This is a genomic window from Vibrio sp. 10N.247.311.13 (genome assembly GCF_041467595.1).
In the GTDB taxonomy this organism is placed as follows: Bacteria; Pseudomonadota; Gammaproteobacteria; order Enterobacterales; family Vibrionaceae; genus Vibrio; species Vibrio crassostreae_C.
In genome coordinates this window covers 1-20,281 of record NZ_JBFSUX010000077.1, presented here as the reverse complement: position 1 = coordinate 20,281, position 20,281 = coordinate 1, and the positions used below count along the sequence as shown (strand labels likewise).

18 protein-coding genes and 2 pseudogenes are annotated in these 20,281 nt (G+C 43.8%); 16 read left to right on the top strand and 4 right to left on the bottom strand.

The window, feature by feature from the left end; all coding sequences use genetic code 11:
• Positions 1–178 precede the first annotated feature (178 nt).
• From AB6E52_RS20990 to AB6E52_RS20960, 7 genes and pseudogenes are all read left to right on the top strand, one after another.
• Positions 179–876: pseudogene (locus AB6E52_RS20990) on the top strand (HAD family hydrolase).
• 51 nt (positions 877–927) lie between these two features.
• Positions 928–1,311 carry a nuclear transport factor 2 family protein gene (locus AB6E52_RS20985; protein WP_102319781.1) on the top strand — a complete coding sequence of 128 codons (384 nt, stop codon included), beginning with the start codon at positions 928–930 and terminating at the stop codon, positions 1,309–1,311.
• 69 nt (positions 1,312–1,380) lie between these two features.
• Positions 1,381–2,112, top strand: a complete 732-nt coding sequence (locus AB6E52_RS20980) for a glucose 1-dehydrogenase (RefSeq protein WP_004733853.1) — start codon at positions 1,381–1,383, stop codon at positions 2,110–2,112.
• A gap of 93 nt (positions 2,113–2,205) precedes the next feature.
• Complete coding sequence (gene catB, locus AB6E52_RS20975) at positions 2,206–2,838, top strand: type B chloramphenicol O-acetyltransferase (protein WP_102319782.1); 633 nt, start codon at positions 2,206–2,208, stop codon at positions 2,836–2,838.
• 170 nt (positions 2,839–3,008) lie between these two features.
• Entirely contained in the window at positions 3,009–3,260 is a 252-nt protein-coding gene (locus tag AB6E52_RS20970; RefSeq protein ID WP_102319783.1) for a Rho-binding antiterminator, read from the top strand.
• An 8-nt stretch (positions 3,261–3,268) separates the two neighbouring features.
• Positions 3,269–3,502 carry a hypothetical protein gene (locus AB6E52_RS20965; RefSeq protein WP_017068340.1) on the top strand — a complete coding sequence of 78 codons (234 nt, stop codon included), beginning with the start codon at positions 3,269–3,271 and terminating at the stop codon, positions 3,500–3,502.
• Between the two features lie 67 nt (positions 3,503–3,569).
• Complete coding sequence (locus AB6E52_RS20960) at positions 3,570–4,019, top strand: GyrI-like domain-containing protein (RefSeq protein WP_102319784.1); 450 nt, start codon at positions 3,570–3,572, stop codon at positions 4,017–4,019.
• Positions 4,020–4,242: 223 nt separating this feature from the next.
• Here the strand turns inward: AB6E52_RS20960 and AB6E52_RS20955 are convergent, their stop codons facing one another.
• Positions 4,243–4,833, bottom strand: coding sequence for a glutathione S-transferase (locus AB6E52_RS20955; RefSeq protein ID WP_241910564.1), 591 nt, complete (start codon positions 4,831–4,833; stop codon positions 4,243–4,245).
• 173 nt (positions 4,834–5,006) lie between these two features.
• Between AB6E52_RS20955 and AB6E52_RS20950 the strand changes: the two genes are divergently transcribed.
• Complete coding sequence (locus tag AB6E52_RS20950; protein WP_102319786.1) at positions 5,007–7,262, top strand: peptidase U32 family protein; 2,256 nt, start codon at positions 5,007–5,009, stop codon at positions 7,260–7,262.
• Between the two features lie 187 nt (positions 7,263–7,449).
• Here the strand turns inward: AB6E52_RS20950 and AB6E52_RS20945 are convergent, their stop codons facing one another.
• Both AB6E52_RS20945 and AB6E52_RS20940 read right to left on the bottom strand, forming a co-directional pair.
• Positions 7,450–7,914 (bottom strand): thioesterase family protein, encoded by a 465-nt coding sequence (locus AB6E52_RS20945; RefSeq protein WP_102319787.1) that lies wholly within the window; start codon positions 7,912–7,914, stop codon positions 7,450–7,452.
• Positions 7,915–8,094: 180 nt separating this feature from the next.
• A pseudogene (locus AB6E52_RS20940) lies at positions 8,095–9,057 on the bottom strand (ATP-binding cassette domain-containing protein); the annotation flags it as partial.
• A gap of 141 nt (positions 9,058–9,198) precedes the next feature.
• Here AB6E52_RS20940 and AB6E52_RS20935 point away from each other — a divergent pair.
• Genes AB6E52_RS20935 through AB6E52_RS20920 form a run of 4 tightly spaced genes read left to right on the top strand, consistent with a single transcriptional unit; the run spans position 9,199 to position 16,225 of the window.
• Positions 9,199–10,701: a site-specific integrase gene (locus AB6E52_RS20935; RefSeq protein ID WP_016785577.1), complete on the top strand. Its 1,503-nt coding sequence runs from the start codon at positions 9,199–9,201 to the stop codon at positions 10,699–10,701.
• A gap of 8 nt (positions 10,702–10,709) precedes the next feature.
• Complete coding sequence (locus tag AB6E52_RS20930; RefSeq protein ID WP_133151355.1) at positions 10,710–13,631, top strand: hypothetical protein; 2,922 nt, start codon at positions 10,710–10,712, stop codon at positions 13,629–13,631.
• 12 nt (positions 13,632–13,643) lie between these two features.
• Positions 13,644–15,767: a tyrosine-type recombinase/integrase gene (locus AB6E52_RS20925; protein WP_016785579.1), complete on the top strand. Its 2,124-nt coding sequence runs from the start codon at positions 13,644–13,646 to the stop codon at positions 15,765–15,767.
• The gene (locus AB6E52_RS20920; protein ID WP_016785580.1) at positions 15,764–16,225 is read left to right on the top strand and encodes a hypothetical protein; all 462 of its coding nucleotides are present in this window, start codon (positions 15,764–15,766) and stop codon (positions 16,223–16,225) included. Before AB6E52_RS20925 ends, AB6E52_RS20920 begins: the two co-directional genes overlap by 4 nt.
• A 304-nt stretch (positions 16,226–16,529) precedes the next feature.
• Here AB6E52_RS20920 and AB6E52_RS20915 read toward each other — a convergent pair whose 3' ends face one another.
• The gene (locus tag AB6E52_RS20915) at positions 16,530–16,850 is read right to left on the bottom strand and encodes a helix-turn-helix domain-containing protein (RefSeq protein WP_016785581.1); all 321 of its coding nucleotides are present in this window, start codon (positions 16,848–16,850) and stop codon (positions 16,530–16,532) included.
• A gap of 114 nt (positions 16,851–16,964) precedes the next feature.
• On the opposite strand from AB6E52_RS20915, the gene AB6E52_RS20910 reads away from it, so the two are divergent.
• From AB6E52_RS20910 to AB6E52_RS20895, 4 genes are all read left to right on the top strand, one after another.
• Positions 16,965–17,477: a hypothetical protein gene (locus tag AB6E52_RS20910; protein ID WP_277815865.1), complete on the top strand. Its 513-nt coding sequence runs from the start codon at positions 16,965–16,967 to the stop codon at positions 17,475–17,477.
• A complete protein-coding gene (locus AB6E52_RS20905) occupies positions 17,471–18,850 on the top strand; it encodes a DEAD/DEAH box helicase (RefSeq protein ID WP_016785583.1) in 1,380 nt (459 codons plus the stop codon). The genes AB6E52_RS20910 and AB6E52_RS20905 overlap by 7 nt, the downstream gene beginning before the upstream one ends.
• Positions 18,851–19,118: 268 nt before the next feature.
• On the top strand, positions 19,119–19,325 hold the full coding sequence (locus AB6E52_RS20900) for an antitoxin Xre/MbcA/ParS toxin-binding domain-containing protein (protein ID WP_016785584.1): 207 nt from the start codon (positions 19,119–19,121) through the stop codon (positions 19,323–19,325).
• Positions 19,326–19,749: 424 nt separating this feature from the next.
• Positions 19,750–20,100, top strand: coding sequence for a RidA family protein (locus AB6E52_RS20895; RefSeq protein ID WP_017068152.1), 351 nt, complete (start codon positions 19,750–19,752; stop codon positions 20,098–20,100).
• Positions 20,101–20,281: the final 181 nt, after the last annotated feature.

Here is a 20,281-nt window from a genome sequence, read left to right as displayed (position 1 = left end):
ATAACTCTTTACCATGCTGTTCAAAAAACACTCACGAAAGATCAACACGCCCTAGTAACGGTTTGCGCTCTAGCTTTGTTCGGGTTGGATTAATTTTCAAATTCAAGACAATAAGGTTTCCCTCAACAGGGCTTCAAGTGATAAATTGAAATCGTCAATTTAAACAACGAGATACACCATGAAGTTAGATGCCATCCTGTGGGATTACGATGGAACCATAGTCAATTCCGTTCCAAAGAATATCGCAATCACAAAAGACATTATCTCTTTAGTCGCGCCACACTTGTCAGGTGATAACTTACCTAAATATTTGCTTAGCGAAGCGCTTTATCATGAAGCCAACCACGGGGCTATGTCGACTATTACGGCTTATCCCATGACGAAATGTTGATCGCTGGTGGGATGTGGGCAGAGCATCAAGAGAAAAACCAAACAGCCGTTGCCTTGTTTGAAGGAATGGAAACCGTGGTTAATCAGTTTGCTCATCTTCCACATGGGATCTGCTCTCAAAACTCTCAATTGAATATTCGTGGTGTGCTCGACAGTTATGGCATTGGTGATTTGTTTAAATCGGTCGTGGGCTATGACGATGTCTCGAACGGTAACCAAAAACCCCATCCATTTGGTGGTGTGAAATGTGTCGAGAACATATTTGGCGCCGATCCGACTAACGAGCTTTGTTTGATGTACATCGGTGACCATGAAGCGGACACACAGTTTGCTCGCAATATTGAAGCCGCGCTGGGTAAAAACGCAAAAGTGATTGCCGTTGCAGCAGGTTATAGCCGATCGAAACCTGAAAATTGGCAAACCAAGCCCGATTACATTGCTAATAGTGTCGATGATCTTTTAACGATCATTAGCAAGTACGCATAACGAAGCAGACATTTAAAAATCACCACACCTGAATGACTTTAAGGAAGAATAATGACACCAAAACAAGTGGTATTGGGATTTTGGGATGCAATGCGCAGTAATGATTTTGCAAAGGCAGGTGAATGGCTAACCGCAGATTTTGAAGGCTATTGGCCGCAGTCGTCTGAATTGACGTTAGGGCGCGACAACTTCACTGCAATCAATACTGAATACCCAGCCAATGGTGTTTGGGAATTCACGCTCAATTCGATTGTCTGTGAAGGTGATACGGTAGTCACGGACGTTTCGGTCACTGACAGTGTGTTGAAAGGCCGAGTGATCACCTTTCACACGGTGGTTGACGGTTTAATTCAAAAGCAAACTGAGTTTTGGCCAGACCCATTCGAAGCGCCGGCTTGGCGATCGCAGTGGGTTCAGGTTGTATCGAAAAATTAGTTTGTATCGATACGATCAGTTTGTAACGAAAACCCAGGTTATAACAAACAAGTGCATTAGGAGGTTTCATTGAGCAAGGTAGTGATTGTAACAGGCGGGAGCCGAGGTATTGGCGCAGCGACGTCTAAATTATTGGCCAGTAAAGGCTATGCCGTATGCGTTAACTTTATACACAATGAGTCGCGAGCTGAAGATCTAGTGAACGAGATTCGCGAACAAGGCGGAACCGCGATAAGCGTGCGGGCGGATGTGTCTGTTGAATCGGATGTGAAATCTTTGTTTGAGATTGCTCGTAACAAGCTAGGCCCAGTGACTCATTTGGTCAATAATGCCGGGATCTTGTTTACCCAGTCACCATTGGTTGATATTGAATTGGATCGCTTTGAAAAGGTGATGAAGTCCAACGTATCAAGCTGCTTTCTGTGCAGTAAAGCCTTTATCAAACAAGCTGATGGCGCGGGTTCGATTGTGAATGTATCGTCTGCCGCTTCTCGCACAGGTGCACCGTTTGAGTATGTGGATTACGCAGCATCCAAAGGTGCGATGGATTCACTGACCAAAGGCTTATCGCTTGAATTGGCTTCACGCAATATCCGAGTGAATGGTGTAAGGCCAGGTTGTATCTACACTGAAATGCACGCAGACGGCGGAGAGCCTGATCGCGTAGACAGACTAGCTTCGCAGTTACCATTACAACGAGGTGGCACGCCAGAAGAGGTCGCTAACTCTATCGCGTGGTTACTGTCAGACGAAGCTTCTTATGTAACCGGCTCATTTATTGATATTGCGGGCGGTCGATAGGGCACGTTGGCCTTTACACTCAGATAAACAAGTTAAAACCATAGACACGCAACAAAAGTACCTAACTAAAAGAACGAAACTAAGAGTACAACCATGAAAAACTATTTTGAAAGCCCGTTTGTTGGAAAGTCACTCAAAGAACAAGTGACCAACCCGAACATCATCGTGGGCGAGCACAGCTATTACTCGGGTTACTACCATAACCACAGCTTTGATGACTGTGCGCGTTACCTATTACCGGATAGAGCCGACATCGATAAGCTGATCATTGGCAGCTACTGCTCGATTGGTTCTGGCGCCGTGTTTATGATGGCGGGCAACCAAGGCCACCAAAACCAGTGGGTGAGTACCTTCCCGTTTTTCTATCAAGACGATGAGAAGTTTGAAGGTGCGATAGACGGCTTTGAACGCTCTGGTGATACCGTGATTGGTAACGATGTGTGGATTGGTACAGAAGCCATGATCATGAGTGGTGTTAAGGTTGGTGACGGAGCCATCATCGCAAGTCGAGCGGTTGTGACTAAAGATGTCGCGCCATACTCGATTGTCGGTTCAAACCCAGCACGCCATATCCGTTATCGTTTCAATGAGACTGAAATCGCTCAGTTGCTAGAAATGAAATGGTGGGAATGGAGCGAAGAACAAATCAAAGGCGCAATGTCGCTAATGTGTTCTTCAGACATTGGTGGTTTGTACCATTATTGGAAAGGATTCTTGAAGCCTTAAATTGTCGTTCACAGATGAAATGTGAATGGTGAGAACGAGATTAAATTTAACAAATTACTCAATAATCTGATTATGGCAATGCGATTGTGATATGAGTAACTTATTGATTGTAAAGATATTGAATAGTATGGCATGTCGCATTAGCGTAGTGGATGAATTGGAAGGGTATTATGGTTAGTTGCAACGATTACGATTATATTGAGATTGTGTGTATGCACCGATACCCAATCAAATTAACGCTGAAATCTGGCGAGCAGATGGAATGTGTCGGGTTAGATACCCAGCGCAATGACAGCCGTGAAGAGTGCATTAAAGTCAGTACTCAAGGCGAGCAACAACTTGTCGTATTAACTCAAATAGCGACATTGGATGTCTGTGTCGACAACCCTCACTTTCAGCATGTTTCATTCAAAACGTCATAGGCTTTCAAATGAATAGAACCATAGAACAATGCTATTGCACCGCGTGCAGAGAAGAGACACAACATGTTGTTGTGTTGGTCAGAAAGACGAGTGCGTTTGCAGACAAACCTAACCAAAAGCGAAGTGAGTTTTGGGCAGGCATGATAAAAGGTTGGTTCCTTGGCCCGTTTGTCGCGTCAATGGATGAGTTTTCTCGTCACCTTGTCTGTGAAAAATGTGGCCATAAAGAGATACAAGATTAGCATCGTTATCTTATAAAACATTGGATTCAATACAGTTAGATCGTCAATTGGCTTAGGAATAGAACGAATGAAAGTTGAAACGATAGAAGCCGTAAAGGCGTATGGTTTTTCAGTAAGAACCACCAATACCGATGAGATGGACCCAGCAAGAGCCAAGATAGGGCAATTGTGGCAGGGCTTTTTTGACCAAGCATTTCCGAAATTAACACCGGATTCAAAAGTGTATGGCGTTTACACTAACTACGAGTCTGACTTTACGGGCGAATTTGATGTTATCGCGTGTACTAATGCACTTACGGATCAGAATGTTGATACGCTTGTAGAAACCGAAATACAAGCAGGTAAATACTTAACGTTTTCTGCTGAAGGTGAATTACCACAAGCTGTGATCGACCTATGGGGTGAAGTGTGGGCGTATTTCAGCGCTGCTGACTGCCCACATGTGAGAACTTACACGACAGATTTTGAACTATACAAAGGTGAAACTGAAGTCGAGATTTCGATAGCGATTCAGTGATCAGGTTAAAATGAACAAAAGGCTTAGCTTAGACTGTGTTTGCCAGTTAAGAGACAGTAGTTACCGGTAAAGAGACAACGGAATCCCAGTTAAGCCTTTGAATATCTGTTCTTTACAAAGAAGATACAGTGTCACGTAACTACTTTAATACCTAGGAATTATCTATTCCAGAATTCCCCTAGATCACCCTAGATACCCTTAAGTCACCCAAAATTCTCTTAAGTTATCCAAAAAGACAATCTTGCTTGGTTTCATTCCACAAAGGGTATTGCTTCATGACTTGGGTGTAGAGCTTACTTTCAAGGTGCGCTCTTAACCAACGTCCTACGTTTTGATATTCCGATTTCACAAACCACTTCTTTTCGACTCGCACAAACTGACTGACGAAAGGCATCACCGCAAAATCGGCCAAGCTTGGGCTTTCTCCAAAAAAGTAGGGCTGATCGGTAAGTCGCACTTCTAACTGCTTAATGAAGGTTTCGCAGGCTTGTCGGCGTTGTTCAACATCGATGTTTCGGTAACGAACCGATGCACGATACCTTTCTAAGTGACCAATAAATTCTTCATCGTTGGTTTTAATGAGCTGCTGAACTTGTTCGCTAAGCGTTGGATTGCTTGAACGCAGAAGATTTTGAGGATCGTTTTGTTGAAGTGACCAGTTCATCACATCTAAGCTCTGTTCAATGACTTGTCCATTGGGTAACACCAATACAGGCACTGTTCCTTTTGGCGAACTGGCCAATAGTTCGCTAGGCTTGTCTTTGGTAACGATTTCTCGAAGTAACACTTTTTGCTGTGATAGTGCGATGCCCATTCGTCCGCGCATTGCATAAGGGCAACGGCGTAAAGAATAAAGGATAGGTAGATCGGATTCGTTCGGCATTATTGAGGTCATTTAGTTTGAAAAGTGTTGTACGGTGGTAAAGAGATCGTGATGTGGGTAGAATACGCGGCTTAAAAATTATAAGTAAGTGAGCGACTTCAAAAATGAGCAGAAAAATTGAGTTATTAGCCCCAGGTGGCGATGTAGAAGCGATAAAAGCCGCCATCGTAGCGGGTGCTAATGCAGTTTATTGTGGTTTAGACACATTCAACGCTCGTAACAGAGCCTCTAACCTGTCGTTAGACGAATTGAATGGTGTGATTCGCCTTGCTCATGAATACGGCTGTGAAGTGTTCCTGACTCTTAACGTTGTGCTACTGGAGCACGAGACTAAGAGCATCACCAAACTGCTGAACCAGCTTGTGAACACCAAAGTGGACGGCATCATTGTTCAAGACTTAGGTTTGTTCAACCTAGTGAAGAAGCATTTCCCATCGTTAGACGTTCACGCATCGACTCAGTTAACAACGCACAACGAAGGCCAGATTAAATTCTTGTCTAAGATTGGCGCAACGCGCGTTAACTTATCTCGTGAGTTGAACTTGCCTGAAATCAAGATGCTGACGGAAGTAGCACACGATCACGACGTATTAACCGAAGTGTTCGTACACGGCGCTCTGTGTATCGCATTCTCTGGTCAATGTTACTCAAGCTCAGTAAGTGTGGGTAACTCAGGTAACCGTGGTCGTTGTAGCCAAGCGTGTCGTGATGAATACGAAATCACCAACGCGGGCAACAAGTTCCCACTCAACCTGAAAGATAACTCAGCATACTACGACCTACCTGAATTGGTTGACGCGAAAGTCGACTCACTGAAAGTAGAAGGCCGCATTAAAGGCGCACACTACGTTTACACCGTGGTAGACACATGGCGTAAACAGATTGATAGCTTTGTGGAAAGTGGTTTGTTGATAGAAGACGATTCGAACCTGCACAAAGTATTCAACCGTGATTTCACCAACTCTTTCCTAAAGGGCAACCTAACGAAAGACATGTTCATCGATAACCCGCGCGACAACAGCATGAACTACGCTGTTGAGAAAGCGACGGAGCAGAACAACGAAATCTCAGTAGTACAAATTCAAGAAGTGACCAACGAACTTCACCAAGCGAAAGACGTTCTTGGTAACGAAATGCGTGACAAGATCGAGTTCCTTGATATTCGTAAGACACCAGTAGCACTGTCGTTCAGCGCAAAAGAGGGTCAACCATTTACGGTGACTGTGAACACGCCAAAAGAGAACTTTACTCTTCAATCTAAATCGCTATTGAAAGCGGTTGAAGAGAAGGCGATTACTCAAGAGCTACTTGAGAAGCGCTTCAAAAACGTGAAGAGTGCAGTTCACACGCTAGAAAGCCACGACTTCAGTGAAGTGGATGCAGGCTTGTTGATTCCTCTAAAAGAAGTTTCAGACCTAAAAGACGAGATCGACTTCATTCTGAACGGCTCTGTGGAAGTGATTAAGCACGTTGAAGTGCCAGCACTGCCTCAGCACCCTAAAGTGAACGAGAAGCCGACTATGTCGATGCTTATCGCCGATGTAGAAGACTTACACCTGTGTGACGTGACTGACGCGGATGTTTACTTCAAACTTCCAGAAAGCTTCAAGAAGCGTTGTAACAAGTACATCGACATCTTGGCAGCAAACCCACGTTTGATTCCTTGGTTCCCAGCGGTATTGATCGGTAAAGATTACGACGAAGCGGTTCGTATTCTTGAAGAGATCAAGCCAGCTCGCATCGTAACCAACAACACGGGTATTGCTTACAAAGCTTACGAGATGGGTATTGAGTGGGTTGCAGGCCCGTTCATGAACACGACCAACTCTCACGCACTGGTTACTCTGAAAGAAGAGCTGAACTGTGCAGGCGCATTCATTTCGAACGAGATCAACAAAGGTCAGATTCGTCATATTCGTCGCCCAGAGAACTTCAAACTGTTCTACAGCATTTACCACCCAATCTTGATGATGACCAGCCGTCAGTGTTTCTTCCAAAGAACCGTGGGTTGTAACAAGCCAAGCATCGAAGCAGGTTGTATGTTGAAGTGTGAGAAAGCGACCACGATTACCAACGTGAAAGGCATCTCTTTTGCGGTTGATAAACAGAAGGGTGGCTACCCAAGCATTTACAACCACGAGCAGTTCTTGAACCACGACGCAGTAACTGACTTCTCTGGTCTGTTCGACGAGTTCTTCATTGACCTAACCAACATCGGTGCAGGTTCTAAAGAAGTGAAAGACAAAGTTGAGCTTATCAAGCATTTCGAAGCGCTACTGAACGGCGTTGAAGGTTCACAACAGAACCTAGAGCAGATGGTTGAAGTTCGAACTAATGCTCAGTACGTGCAAGGTCTATAGCGTACAAGGTTTATAGGGTTCAATGTCTATGGGCTGTAAGGCTTATAGCTTCTAACGCAAAGAGCGTTCAAGGCTTATAACGCTCAACCGCTTATTAGCACTCTGAACCAATAAACAAAAGGCCACTCAATCGAGTGGCCTTTTTAATGTCTGAAACTTTCTGAATCTTTCTCAACCAACGAATACGTTATTCTGTCACGGCTTCTTGTTTGAAGCATGGGCTTTTCAACGTGTTCATCTTTTCGATTTCATTGGTTAAGCGCAGCGAGAGCAAGGCTTTCTGGTTCGAAGCAAAATCAAACATCACGATAGTCGCAGTGCCAACGGTCGTCAGTTTCTGTTGAGCCTTACTGACAATCGCGTATTCCATGGTGAATCGGTCATCTTGAATATCGGTAACACGTGAGCCGACCATCAAGGTATCTGGATACGTGACTGGGAGGAAATACTTACAGTAAGTGTCACCAAGAACAGGACCAACTTTGGTAATCGCCATCTCTTCCATCAGCTCGACGTGCTTGAAAAAATCTAAGCGAGCGGTTTCGAAATAGCGAAAATATACAGCGTTGTTAACGTGATTGAGTGCGTCCATTTCTCCCCAAGCGACAGGGATTTCTGTTACTACCGGGTAGTCAGATAATAGTGCTTCCATGCGAACTCTCTTATTGTTATCTGTGTAATTAACGTTATTTACTTATCCTTCATCGGAATAAGTTGTTATTGGAATAAAAACCCTACCGCTAAATTAACAAAACTGCAACACGCGTGATTTAAGTTTTTGAAGCTTGAAACCACACAATGTCAGTGACTTAGTTGCACATCCACTCAATAGTTAGGCACTAAGGTGTTTGAATTGCAGCTCAACCAAGCGTTGGTACAATTCGCAGCTATTGATGAGAGACTGGTGGTCGCCGATGTCTACTAGTTGTCCTTTATCGAGCACCGCAATTTGGTCGGCGTGTTTAATTGTTGATAATCGATGGGCGATAATGATCGTCGTTCTGCCACGCATTAACTCTTCTAACGCTTGTTGTACGTGATGCTCACTTTCACTGTCTAGTGCGCTGGTTGCTTCATCCAACAATAGAATATTTGGATCTTTCAAGATGGCACGTGCGATAGCAATACGTTGTCTCTGCCCACCAGAAAGCCTTACACCACGTTCACCAAGAAAGCTGTTGTAGCCATCAGGTAGGTTTTGAATGAACTCGTGTGCGTGCGCTTTCTTCGCCGCTTCGATCACTTGCTCGTCTGTTGCCTGCGGGTTGCCGTAGCGAATGTTATGGAACACATCGTTACTGAACAGAGCAGGTTGTTGCGGTACCAATGCCATCTGCTTTCTTAGCTCGTTAGGATCAAACTGATTCAGTTCAACACCGCCTAAGGTGACCTTACCCACTTGTGGGTCGTAGAAACGTTGCAGCAGTTCGAACAGGGTAGTTTTACCTGCGCCAGACGGGCCAACCAGTGCCAACACTTTGCCTTCATGGGCAGTAAGCGTGAGGTTGCTTGTTGCGGGTTGGTCCGGTCTTGATGGATAACAGAAGGTCACATCATCAAATGCAACTTCTGGCGTTACGTTAGCAAGCGAAGTTGGATTCGCAACTGGCGCAACAATATGGCTTTCAACTTGTAGGATCTCGATTAATCGCTCGGTCGCACCTGCCGCGCGTTGCAGTTCACCCATCACTTCAGAAATCGTACCTAACGATGAAGCAACCATAATTGCGTAGAACACAAACGCCGCTAAGTCACCAGCCGACATAGTGCCGTTGATAACATCACTGCCGCCTACCTTCACGTAACTAATTAGGATAAACCTTCATTTATTACTATTATTAAAAATTATACCCATGTCCAAATCATGTAAATAGGCGGCGTTAACGCATCATTGTTGACCACGGAAAAACCAACAGACAGCAACTAGGAGAAACCGATGACACCAAATAAAGACGCAAAGTTACAAGCATTGGTCAAAGTGGTACCAACTCGGGTCAATGTTGGGGGTCACCCAGAGTTCGTTGTGGATGACAGTGGTGAATACCAGATGACCACAATTGCGCCCCATATCAAGTTGCGGACAGTGAGGTATGCAAGGGATGAGTTCGTGGATAAGTTCCCGGTGCTTGTTTCACCGTCTCGGGTGTCAGATGTGTTGGAGATGAACCTTTTCTTAATTCATCGATATATCGGTCAGTATTCCATTAAGAGGAACAATACAAAAGGTCGTAGTCATTTGGCTGAATCAGAAACCACCAGAGCCTCAGCCCGAGCTTCTCGCGTCGACATTGCCACTGTAGAGGTTTCAGCAAAGCATCTGGCAGTGTTCCTGCGCTGGCTCATCGACAACGATGTTGATTGGGCTGAGTCTCTGTCCGAACCTTTGAATGATCGTTTGTCAAGTTTAGAGTTGTTGCCCGTATGGCGATTTCGTGAAGACTTAATGAACCATGTAGAGTCAGGTCAACTTTCCTACCATTATGCGAGCAACCGTATTCAGATAGTTAAAACATTTTATGAATGGGCATGGAAAAACCATAGAATCAAATCAATTCCATTCAAGCATATAACCAAAACTATCCGAAAGCGTGGCTATAAGACCAGTAATTGCGGGTCTAACTTGGCTAGCTTGCTGTTTGGTATGGGTAATGGGCCCACCCCAAAAGGTGGAATTCCCGTGTTCACAACCAACTTGGCGCTCCCGAGAAAGATCATACAGAAACAATCATCGCCAGAAGATGGGCTACAACCTTACTCGCTCAATGAGCTTAATTCACTGATCAGTAGCGATACGTTAAAAAAAGATAACTACGCACTTTGGACCGAACTGGGTTACCGCTGTGGTCTTAGGACCATGGATATAGTTCAACTAAACTACGAAGACCTTCAGAACCCTGACGTCGCTTCGAACAAACAGTTCAAGATTACCATCCTGTCATCAAAAGGAAATAAGGAACGCCGTTTCACCCTGTCCCGAGAGTTGATGGGGAAACTTTGGGCTTTCGTTAATAGCGATGAATACGCAAGCCGCCGTATGAAATACGAGATAAAACAAGGGCTTGATAGCAAACTGCCTTTGTTCATCAACAATATGGGTTGTCGAACAACAAAACGTAGTGTCAGCAACATGATTTCCATTGTTCGAGCTGAGGAAAAAGAGAAAGGGCGGCCTGTCCTAAAGCGTTCGTTCCATGATCTTAGAGCGACGTTTGCTACATACCTAGCCAGTTATATGCTTGAAGCCGGGTACTCGGATCAATTTATCAAGGTCACGTTAACTCGCGAACTAGGACACTCTAACTTTGAGACTTCACAACGTTACATTGATTTCGCTAAAACGGATTGCTCGTTCAGTAATGTTGCTTCGCCTTGGGTGACTGAAATTTACCAACCATTACAGGCATTGCTTTGCGAAGAAACAAAAGAACTGGTTATATGAGGACGCCAATGCAAAAAAACACGTCTAACATTGACGTCAACATACCGATGTTTCCACAGTGTAGTCCTATCTGCAAACAGCAGCTTGATGTGATAAACGCGGTGTCCATAAAGATCGCAAATGACGCATACCTGGTTGTGCAGCGATCTCTCGGGCGTGAAAGTGGATGGACATACCAAGTTACAATCAAATATTTAAAGGTGTTCGCGGAAAATCTATCTAATTTAGTAACTAAACTGGGTGATGATGCAGCCCCTCTTCTGCTACAGGGGTTCCAAGTGTTATTGTCAGATCGTGACTATTGGATGAAGATTGAGAAATGCGCTGAAGTGGTCTTTATACACAAGGAGGGAGTTAAGGGGAATAAGGGTGTTTCAGAGTTATCAAAAGCTATTTTATATTTGTTGAGGTCGTTCAAGAATAATCCTCCAGACCTGATATCTCCAAGTTCTATTAGATTACCAGATCAGAACAAGGCACACACTTACACACTAGCGGCACTTTACCAAATTTCCACTGAGCTGATATTAGAGTGCCAAGCTTTAATCATGCGCTATGTAGCAGCAAGCGCAATGCCTGAACGGGCCATACTAAAAACTCAACCAGCAGTCTCTGGGTTGGTTGCTGCCGCTCAAGACAACCAAATCAAGGAGGGGTTACAGGCAGAAGGCCTCAGATACATCGCCTCGGATGCTGAAAATTGTCTCCAGGCACTTAACGCCTGCCTTACAAGACAGGACAAACTTGCGTTATTGGTGTTGTTGCGAGAGTGTGACCCGAGCATTCTAGGCCCCAACGAAAAAGCCATTCCGGCCACAGTGAAATCCTTCCCTATTGAGTACGATGGTATTAAGAGAAACCTGCAGGCGGTCTATTTAATTTCTCCTAAAATGGTTCAGCAAGCCCAAGAATATTTATTAAAGGTAGCTGAAAGTCATGAGGATGCTTTAATTGGAAAATCGCCGAAAGAGTTTGTGAGCAACTTTCCCAGCGTAGGTCGATGGATCAATCAACTTCAAGACCAGCTTGACACTGACGACCGTCGACTGATTTATGACAAGGGAGCCTTAGCGTTCTTGGAAAATGAAGGTAAGTTACTTCGATGGTTATATGAAATGTCACAATCGTTAAAAAAGAAAAATACCAACATTGAGAAAAAATTGTCCATTAAGCCGACAATGGCTGGAACCAGTTTACAGAACTCTTATATCGCCCTTACGGGGCTGCTGTCATTTCTGGTAGGTCATAGAATTAAAGTGGAGCGCTATTATCCGTATTTTCTTGAGTTTCCCCATGAAGGTGATCCTCATGATTTTCGCTATTACTCGATCCAGTATATACATGAGAATTATCCGGCTCTTAGCTGCGATATAGTTAAGGCTAAAGATAGAATGCTAGGCTCTATGGCACATGACGCTCGAGCTAATGTATCGGTATATAGCTTCTTCCGAGTTTTGAAACCCATCTTTGAATTCTGTGATGGGTTGTTCACGACGAGGGAAAAAAATAGCTTAGCAAAAAAGGGGGTGCGAGCACTCTCGCTTCATCATCATAGGATCATGAAGAAATGCTTGGAGCGAATACAGCAACGTTTCAAGTCGGGCGATATCAGTTCAGAGACTGCTCACACTAGTCAAAGGGTACTCAAAGAGTTTTCTGCGATGCATGGTTTTACTTGGGTAGACTCTTTCCCAATTGATGCGGGTCGCGCCAACTTGTTGAATGATAAGAAAGATACAGATGACTATTATATTCTAGAGGAAGTAGCACAACTGGCTTTTCACATTGAATTGCTGTTGGCGAAAGACGATCTGCCGCGTCTGCATCAACTTTGGCTGAGAGTGGCGCGCATCATTCTGAAAACTAACTGGAATCTTACGCCTGTTTTAAACTTGGAGGTGGGGGACCTCTTCGAGGTTGAGTTCGCCGGTAAGCGCTCTTACCTTGTTCGGCTGTTCAAGCCTCGTGCTAACTACGACACCCAATGGAATCGCTTTGACACTGACATCAGAGCCGACGCGTTATTTACTGATGATATCAAGGTTGGTAAAGAGGTGTTGTCGGTGATCAGAGACCTTCAATTCATAATGAATGACCTATCTGCAAGCATCAGGGTTAACTTGTCAGATACACACCCTTTCAAAACGTCGCTGATGATATTCAATGATGGACTGCACTCCAACGGTCGGACAAAACGCTTAACGGAGGGCAGCTTTAAAAAAGGCATTAATGATCTGCTGTCGGCGAATAATTGCCCTATCCTATTTACGCCTACCAGGATTCGAAAAGGGGGGCTAAATTTCATCTATCGCCAAGTAGGTAAGGACGTAAGAAAATACAAGGCAGCGTCGAACCATACTTGGGAAGTATTCAAGAAGCATTACTTTAGATACGATGGAAAGGCCAGTGAGGAAACGTTATCAAATGCCATTTCAATCATGGGAGATTATTTCCATGGTCGGCCCATTATTGAGAAAATCAAAATAATCACAGAAACAGAAGAATATTGGCAGCAAGTACCGAATGGTAAATGCGCCTCGCTAGGCAATGATGTACAAGCTCAAGCTTACAACAAAGCAAACCATGCGCTATTCAAGGCACTTGGCATGGAGGATAGCGAACGTTGTGCCGACTTCAATGCCTGCCTGTGGTGTGAACATTATCGCGGAATCGCGGATGCTGAGCATGCTTACCGGCTTCTGTCATATCGTAATTTTGTTATTGCTGACATGGAGGCGAGTATCGGTGAGTCATTGAACACGGGGCTACAAAAAGAGTATACCCGCCTGCTAATGCAGCGAGTAGATGAGGTATTAGCCGATATGGATGCTATAAATCCGAACTGTCGTAAAACAGCAGAGTTCTACATGGAAGAGCATGGTATCCACTCAGATTGGATGTTAGCTAGTACGACAAGTGGCATGCAATAAAAAGGAAAGCATGTGGACATTACATATCTTATAGACCAGTTGCATCTGATTGACCCCGCAGGGCAATTGAAGCTGAAGGAACTGTGTTTAGATCAATACCAACGACTAGATGAGTGCGTTTTGTGGCGCACGGAGCGTGGTCAGCTAAATCTGATAAAAAATGTCAGCTTTGGTGACAACGAATTCAAAGGAATGGGACGCTTAGACGGTCAAATATCGTTTACGGGTTTGCCCCTATTTGACTATGAACTTAAGTCTCTTGCGCTTCTTTATCATAAGATTGGTTATATTGAGGGTGACTATGGCTTTAGGTGGTCAACGACGCGAAGTATGCTTGCGCCGATCAAAAAGCTTGCCCTGTTTCTCAGCGAGAGAAACTACATTTCTTTTCGGCAGTTTGACCAAGTCCACCCCATTATACAGAGAAACTTGTTAGATAACTTTCTAATGGCAAGCAATACTGAGAACGGTATGGATTTGCAGGGAACCGCATCATCACGTAAAACGATTCAGGATAGTTTGCCAGTTATTCATCGTTATAGTTTGTTCAGCGATGATACGGCAGCCACCTTTTATGAAGCTATTGATGCCATCCCAAGTATTGAAATTAAGGATTACAGTAGCTCACACCCAGTGATCCCTACTGGGATACTTAAGAAGGTGATCCAACAGTCCAAAGATCGAATTGACGAGGCTGAAAGGCTACTTCCCGAGTGGGAGGACGCTAACGAACGCCTGATCAATAAACTAATAGAAGGGAGGCCGAAGTTCGCAGAAAAACTAGCAAAAAATTCAAACGATATTGTTCGCCGTTATGTGTCGTCCAATCCCAATTATGATAATGACTTTAAAGGCGATCTCAAACGCCTGTATGAGACGTTTAAATGTCTCCGGGTTGAAGTTTATGTACAAGTACTAACATTCTCGGGTATGCGAAATCAGGAAGTGGCAGCATTGAAAAACAATGCCGCGAAATCTCGTGATGACCGTTTCTATATCCGGTCAGTACTGTCTAAGACTTCTCCAGGCCGGATGACCCTAAACTGGGTTAGTAATGCAGATGCATACCGCGCAATTAGCTTACTGTCTCGTTTCAACAAGTCCCTACATAAACGAGCGCAGGTGATTCTTGAACACCATAGAGATGAGATGACGCAAGAGCTCATCTACTACTTAGAGGATGGAATAAAACAAGACAAACTGTTTGGCACAATACCTAGCCAGCGTTCAATAAGTTTTACTGATAAATGTAAATTAAATACACGGTCGAACTCTCCAGGTAAAGACGGTAGGTTCAACTTAAATGAATACCGCTTTGAACTGTCAGATCGCGATATTCAACAACTTAATATGATGAGTTGTAACTATCAGGGAATGGGGGGGAGGAGTCGTCGCACTACATATAGGTCAGGCGACAAGTTCAATATCACTCCGCACCAGTTTAGACACACCTTCGCTTGGTTTATTATCGCTAACCGACTTGGTGACCTTGATGATATTAAGTATCAGTTTAAGCACTTATCCTCATCGATGTCTATGGTGTATTCACACCGTGGATATGAAACCATAGAAGAACTTCTGGATGTTATTGAGGGATTCGATGCTCAGGTAACCGAGAAATTGGCAACCGAATTGGTGGCTAAGGCTCAAGTTCGCCGCCTGTCAGGCGGTGGTGGTCAGCGCTGGGTTAAGGCTGCTGAAGCACTTCAAATCAGTGTTACTAATATCGATATAATTAATGATGACAATTCCGCATCCACCATAAAAAAGACACTGCATTTCAAAGATGTGGAGCAGTACACTGCCTTCTTAGTTAAGCACCTTAATGGGGTTAGGGGCTTACCACATGGTCTATGCACAGGCGGCGAGGACTGCAAGATCAAAAATGCGGCTGTTCCGACTGGTTGTGTTTTGTGCGGTAACTACATCGTTAGTGAGCGTCACCTACCGCATTGGAAAGCGATGGAAAGCTACGCATTAAACAAATTGAGTATTTTTGAAAAAGCTACACTTGAGCAACAGGCTCCCTACCAGTTACAAGCTAAGTCATGGCACGCAACACTTAAAGCGGCAAGGATGATTATAGAACATGTTGAAACTGGTAAAAATCAACCATTTGGGGAGGTTGGAGTATGAGTCAGTCCACGAGGGAGAAACTTTATGCAGCTCTAGATAGGATGATTCAAGAGGGAGTGAAGATAAATCCTAACGCAGTTGCTAAACGTGCAGGAACTACTACAGCCAATTTACGCCATTATCCTGAACTGCATGCGAGAATCAAAATTCTGAAGGATCAGCAAAAACAGCAGAGAATTGAAACCGATAAGGATAAGTTGATCCGAAAGCAGGCCGAAAAAATCAAACGATTAGAAGCCAAAGTCGAATTGCTCTCTGCTAAGCTCGAGACTGGCAGTGACTCTGAAGCTATGGCTACAATGGTTGCTCAGATGGTAGAGATCTATCGTGCGTATGACGACGTCTGCGGTAATGCTCATGATTTAGCAAACTTGCTGGCGCATACACAGAACCATTTCGAGTGTCGCCCTAACACTGGCGACATATTGAAAGGACTTTGGCCAAAAGAGGACACATGATGGCTAGCCTAGTCAGGATGTCCCTAAATAAACGTTTCGACCTACAGAAGGTAAATGTATATCTAATCTAGCAATAAAAGGTAGAAATACTCTAGAGACGACACAAGCCTTAGGGGCTAGAGTAGTTTTTATGAGCGCATGGGCGTAAACACATTTCTGTCCAGATCCTTGCTTGGGAGTGGACATACTGTGTGGACGTACTTGGTAATTACGCCTTTGAATTCTGCCAATAGAAACAGTAAAAGAGCCTAAATAGTACCTATTTAGTCAGGCCACAGACCAAATCTAAGTCTGGATAGTGCAACTAGACTTCACGTTTACTTTTGGTTAGCAATGATGAAATTAATTCTTTCCTCTCACTCTCTGTCATTTGAGAAACAATACATGCTAGTTCTGCGGCGCTTGCATCTTCACAGAAAAAGTAACTTAAAGGTACACCTAGTTCATCGGCTAATAGCTTTAAGGTTTGTAAGTCTGGGGTGTGTTTACCCTTCTCGTATTGATTCATTCTAGGGCTAGCAGAGCTTTCATCCATACCTATACGTACTCCCAATGCTTTTTGAGAGAGGTTTGCTTTTTTGCGGACTTCTTTGAGCCGCACTGGAATTGGGTTTTCGAATGGCACTTGAGTTTCATGTCTCTGATCTCACGGTAACTAAGATTTTCTTAGTTTTACTGATTTCTGTATACTAAGCAATCCTTAGTATTTTAGTGGTATATGCGATACATGAAGCGTTCTTTGAAAATCAGTGATGAAATGCACAACCTATTGATTGAAAAAGAGATGGATGGTTTTTTAGTTGTTGAGCTAAGAGATGCATTTGTTTCGATTTATGACTCCTATGTTGATCTGGATGATGCTCGTCGTAAGGTTTATCGACAGCTCCTTCGTTTAGTGAAGAACAATTGCCTTCGAGTTGAAGGGACGGGGCAGCAGAAACGATACTTTCAAACAGACTTATTTAAAGGTCTTCAAATCGATACTGACCCAGACAACACTAAGGTTACTTTTTCCACCTCGTCTGATTACTCGGTATTAAGGCTCGAACGCAATCAGTACAAAGGTGAACTAGAGATTGTTTTTGGGGAGATTAATGAGTATCAATCTCTCTGTAGGCGCTTTCCTGAGCTCGAGCCGAGGTTGCTTCCACTTCTTGAGCAAGCAAGAGAGCATTCAGCGCAATTGTTAGGAAGAGTGAATGTACTTACCAGTGTTCTCAAAACACTTTGTGAGGACAACCAGTCGTGCTAAGGCAATGGCAGGCAGAATGCTCAGAGAACGCATTACAGAAATACAGCTCAAACCAGCAGCACTTCTTCTGCCAAGCAACTCCAGGTGCTGGAAAAACGGTACTGGCTGCGACGGTCGCTTCAAGGTTGCTGCAAGAGGACAAGATCGACCTTATATTGTGTTTCTCACCCTCTTTAACGGTTTCAAGCGGAATAAAGAAAACCTTTTCACAGATTCTTAATTGTACCTTTAATGGTGGATTAGGTTCTATTGGGCGATCTCTCACTTATCAGTCGATTCAATTTCTAAATGAGGAGTTTTGGTTGACGCTAAGGAATCATCGAGTTTTTGTGGTCTTTGATGAGATACACCATTGCTCTGGTACAGATATTGAAAATGCGAATGTTTGGGGGCAACAAGTCCTTGCAAAGGTTCAAGGACTCGCAACGTATACCCTTGCTCTTTCAGGGACTCCGTGGCGTTCAGACTCTTTGCCGATAGTATTGGGGCAGTACAGCGATCCTGACGGGATACTTTTGGTTGATTATCAATACACGTTGAAGCAAGCAATCGGCGATAAGGTTTGCAGACCCCCTAAGATTGTTTTGGTTGATAATGAACATTTGACCGTGACAAACGATGAGAAGGTGGAGTCTTTTTCTTCAATATTGGAAATGATTAAGCAGACTAAGGCCTCATATCAAAGCATCATTCATAATGAAGATGCAATTGAGTACTTACTTGGGTTGGGTTGCAAAAAGCTTGCAGAAATCCGTTCTCGATCCCCGACAGCTGGAGGGTTAATTGTTGCTGCATCAGTTCAGCACGCACAAACAATTAAAAAGGTACTTTCTGAAAAGTATGCTCAATCGGTCTCAATAGTGACCTACCGGCATGAAGAGCCTTTAGCAGAGATTGAACGTTATAGACGAAGCGATACTCAATGGATTGTTAGCGTTGGAATGATTAGTGAGGGGACCGATATTACGCGCCTTCAAGTGTGTTGTCACATGAGTTCAGTCAAAACCGAATTGTACTTCAGACAGGTGCTCGGGCGAATTCTTCGTGTGAACGGCGCGACAAATCAACAAGCGTGGCTATTCACTTTTGCTGAACAAAGCTTGATTGACTATGCAGAAAGGATCGAACAAGATATTCCTGAGTCATGTATATATGCAAAATGGGAAAAGTTTGCAGAAGCCGAGCAAGATACTAAGCGCAACCGTCTGAGCGAAAAGGGGTTGCTAGAAGAGAGAGGAGGACTTAGCTCTAAGTTGGTATGGAATAGCACGACAAGGAATACTGAGAATATTGATGTCGCATTTGGCGCGTTTGATGAGCTTCGGCTCGGAGCTTTTAAACAGCGGGTAATATCGGCATTTTTGGCTTCTTGAGTAGGCCTATTGTTTTACCAAGTCGTTTAAGTCAATAAAAATTCAGCGTTTTGACTCTGGGTAGTGCGGCTTAGAGGCTCGTTAATTCCACACTTCAGTTTGGATTACCCTTAACCTGAAAGAGCTAGTAAATGCTGCTAGCTCAAAAATGCCCCATTTTTGTTGAGCTCATTACTATCTATAAGTTAGCTAATCATTATTTGACCAACTTTTCCTAATGTAGGTATGGTGTATAAGACTTATCACATAAATTTAGGCGGAGTTTAAGGTGAATAAAGAAACCCAAAAGAATTTTGATAAAGTATTCCAGACTGCGTTAGCACTGTTTGGTAGTGAAGACGCTGCTAATCACTGGCTCAAGCACCCAGCTCGAGGGCTTGGCAACAAACGACCAATTGATATGCTTTCGACAGCCGAAGATACCAAGGCTGTACTCAATTTGATCGGCCGTTTAGAGCATGGGGTGTTTTCGTGACTTTTATTTTCGTGACTTTTATTACAACAAGCTTTTGCCCCAAAGTGAGCCAGAGAGGGGGTGAACTCTGTTTCAAACTCAGGAACTTGCCTTACTTTTCCTCATGCCTAGAGTTCTAACTTTGTCCCCAAATTTCTAACCCACTAGACCACTAGAGACTGATCTTCAATCACAGCTACGCACGAATACGTTGTTTAAGTGTTTCTAAGCTATTGAATAGTCGGTAACTAAATGGAAGTTCTTCAGTGATAACGTGCCTTGAATAGGAAGCTATGTGTGTTTGCACGGTTTGCACCTGAAAATCGGATTTATACTGTATTATGTGCTTATTTTTCAGTTGGTTAAGCAATGAATTTCGGATATGCTGAAAGTGTGAATTCGTGCCTGCACGATATTAAAATGTTAGCAGTTCAAGGAGAACAAAGTGATTGAAAGGAAGCGGGGTGCCTATCAAGGTCGAAATAAGTCCTCAGCATATAAAGACTTGGTTTGGACAGTAGCAACATCATCAGACACTTCTCTGGATATAGTTGGTCAAACTAAACTGACTCTAGAAACGATAGACAAAAACCTTGAAGAATTAGGTTCTAATAAAACTCAAATAGTAAGTGCGCAGGTGTTTATCGCCAATATGCCAGATAAACCTAAAATGGATAAAGTTTGGTGCGAGTGGTTGGGTGAAAATCCAGAACACTGGCCTCAACGAGCGTGCCTAGGTGTTGCGTTAGAAGGTGACGTACTTATTGAAGTGACAGTAACAGCAGTAAGACGTTAGAACACTGCTAACAAGCAATTTAAGAGGGATTCACAACGCTTGGCATTTTTGTTTCTACTTCAGTTTTAGTGTTTATGGCACAATGCTTTAGGTTTGGGTGTAGGCGTTGTTCACCCCTTAATTGGGCTACATGGACTCCCTCTTTTGTCAACAATAGCTCCCGCTGACAACAGTGGATCGG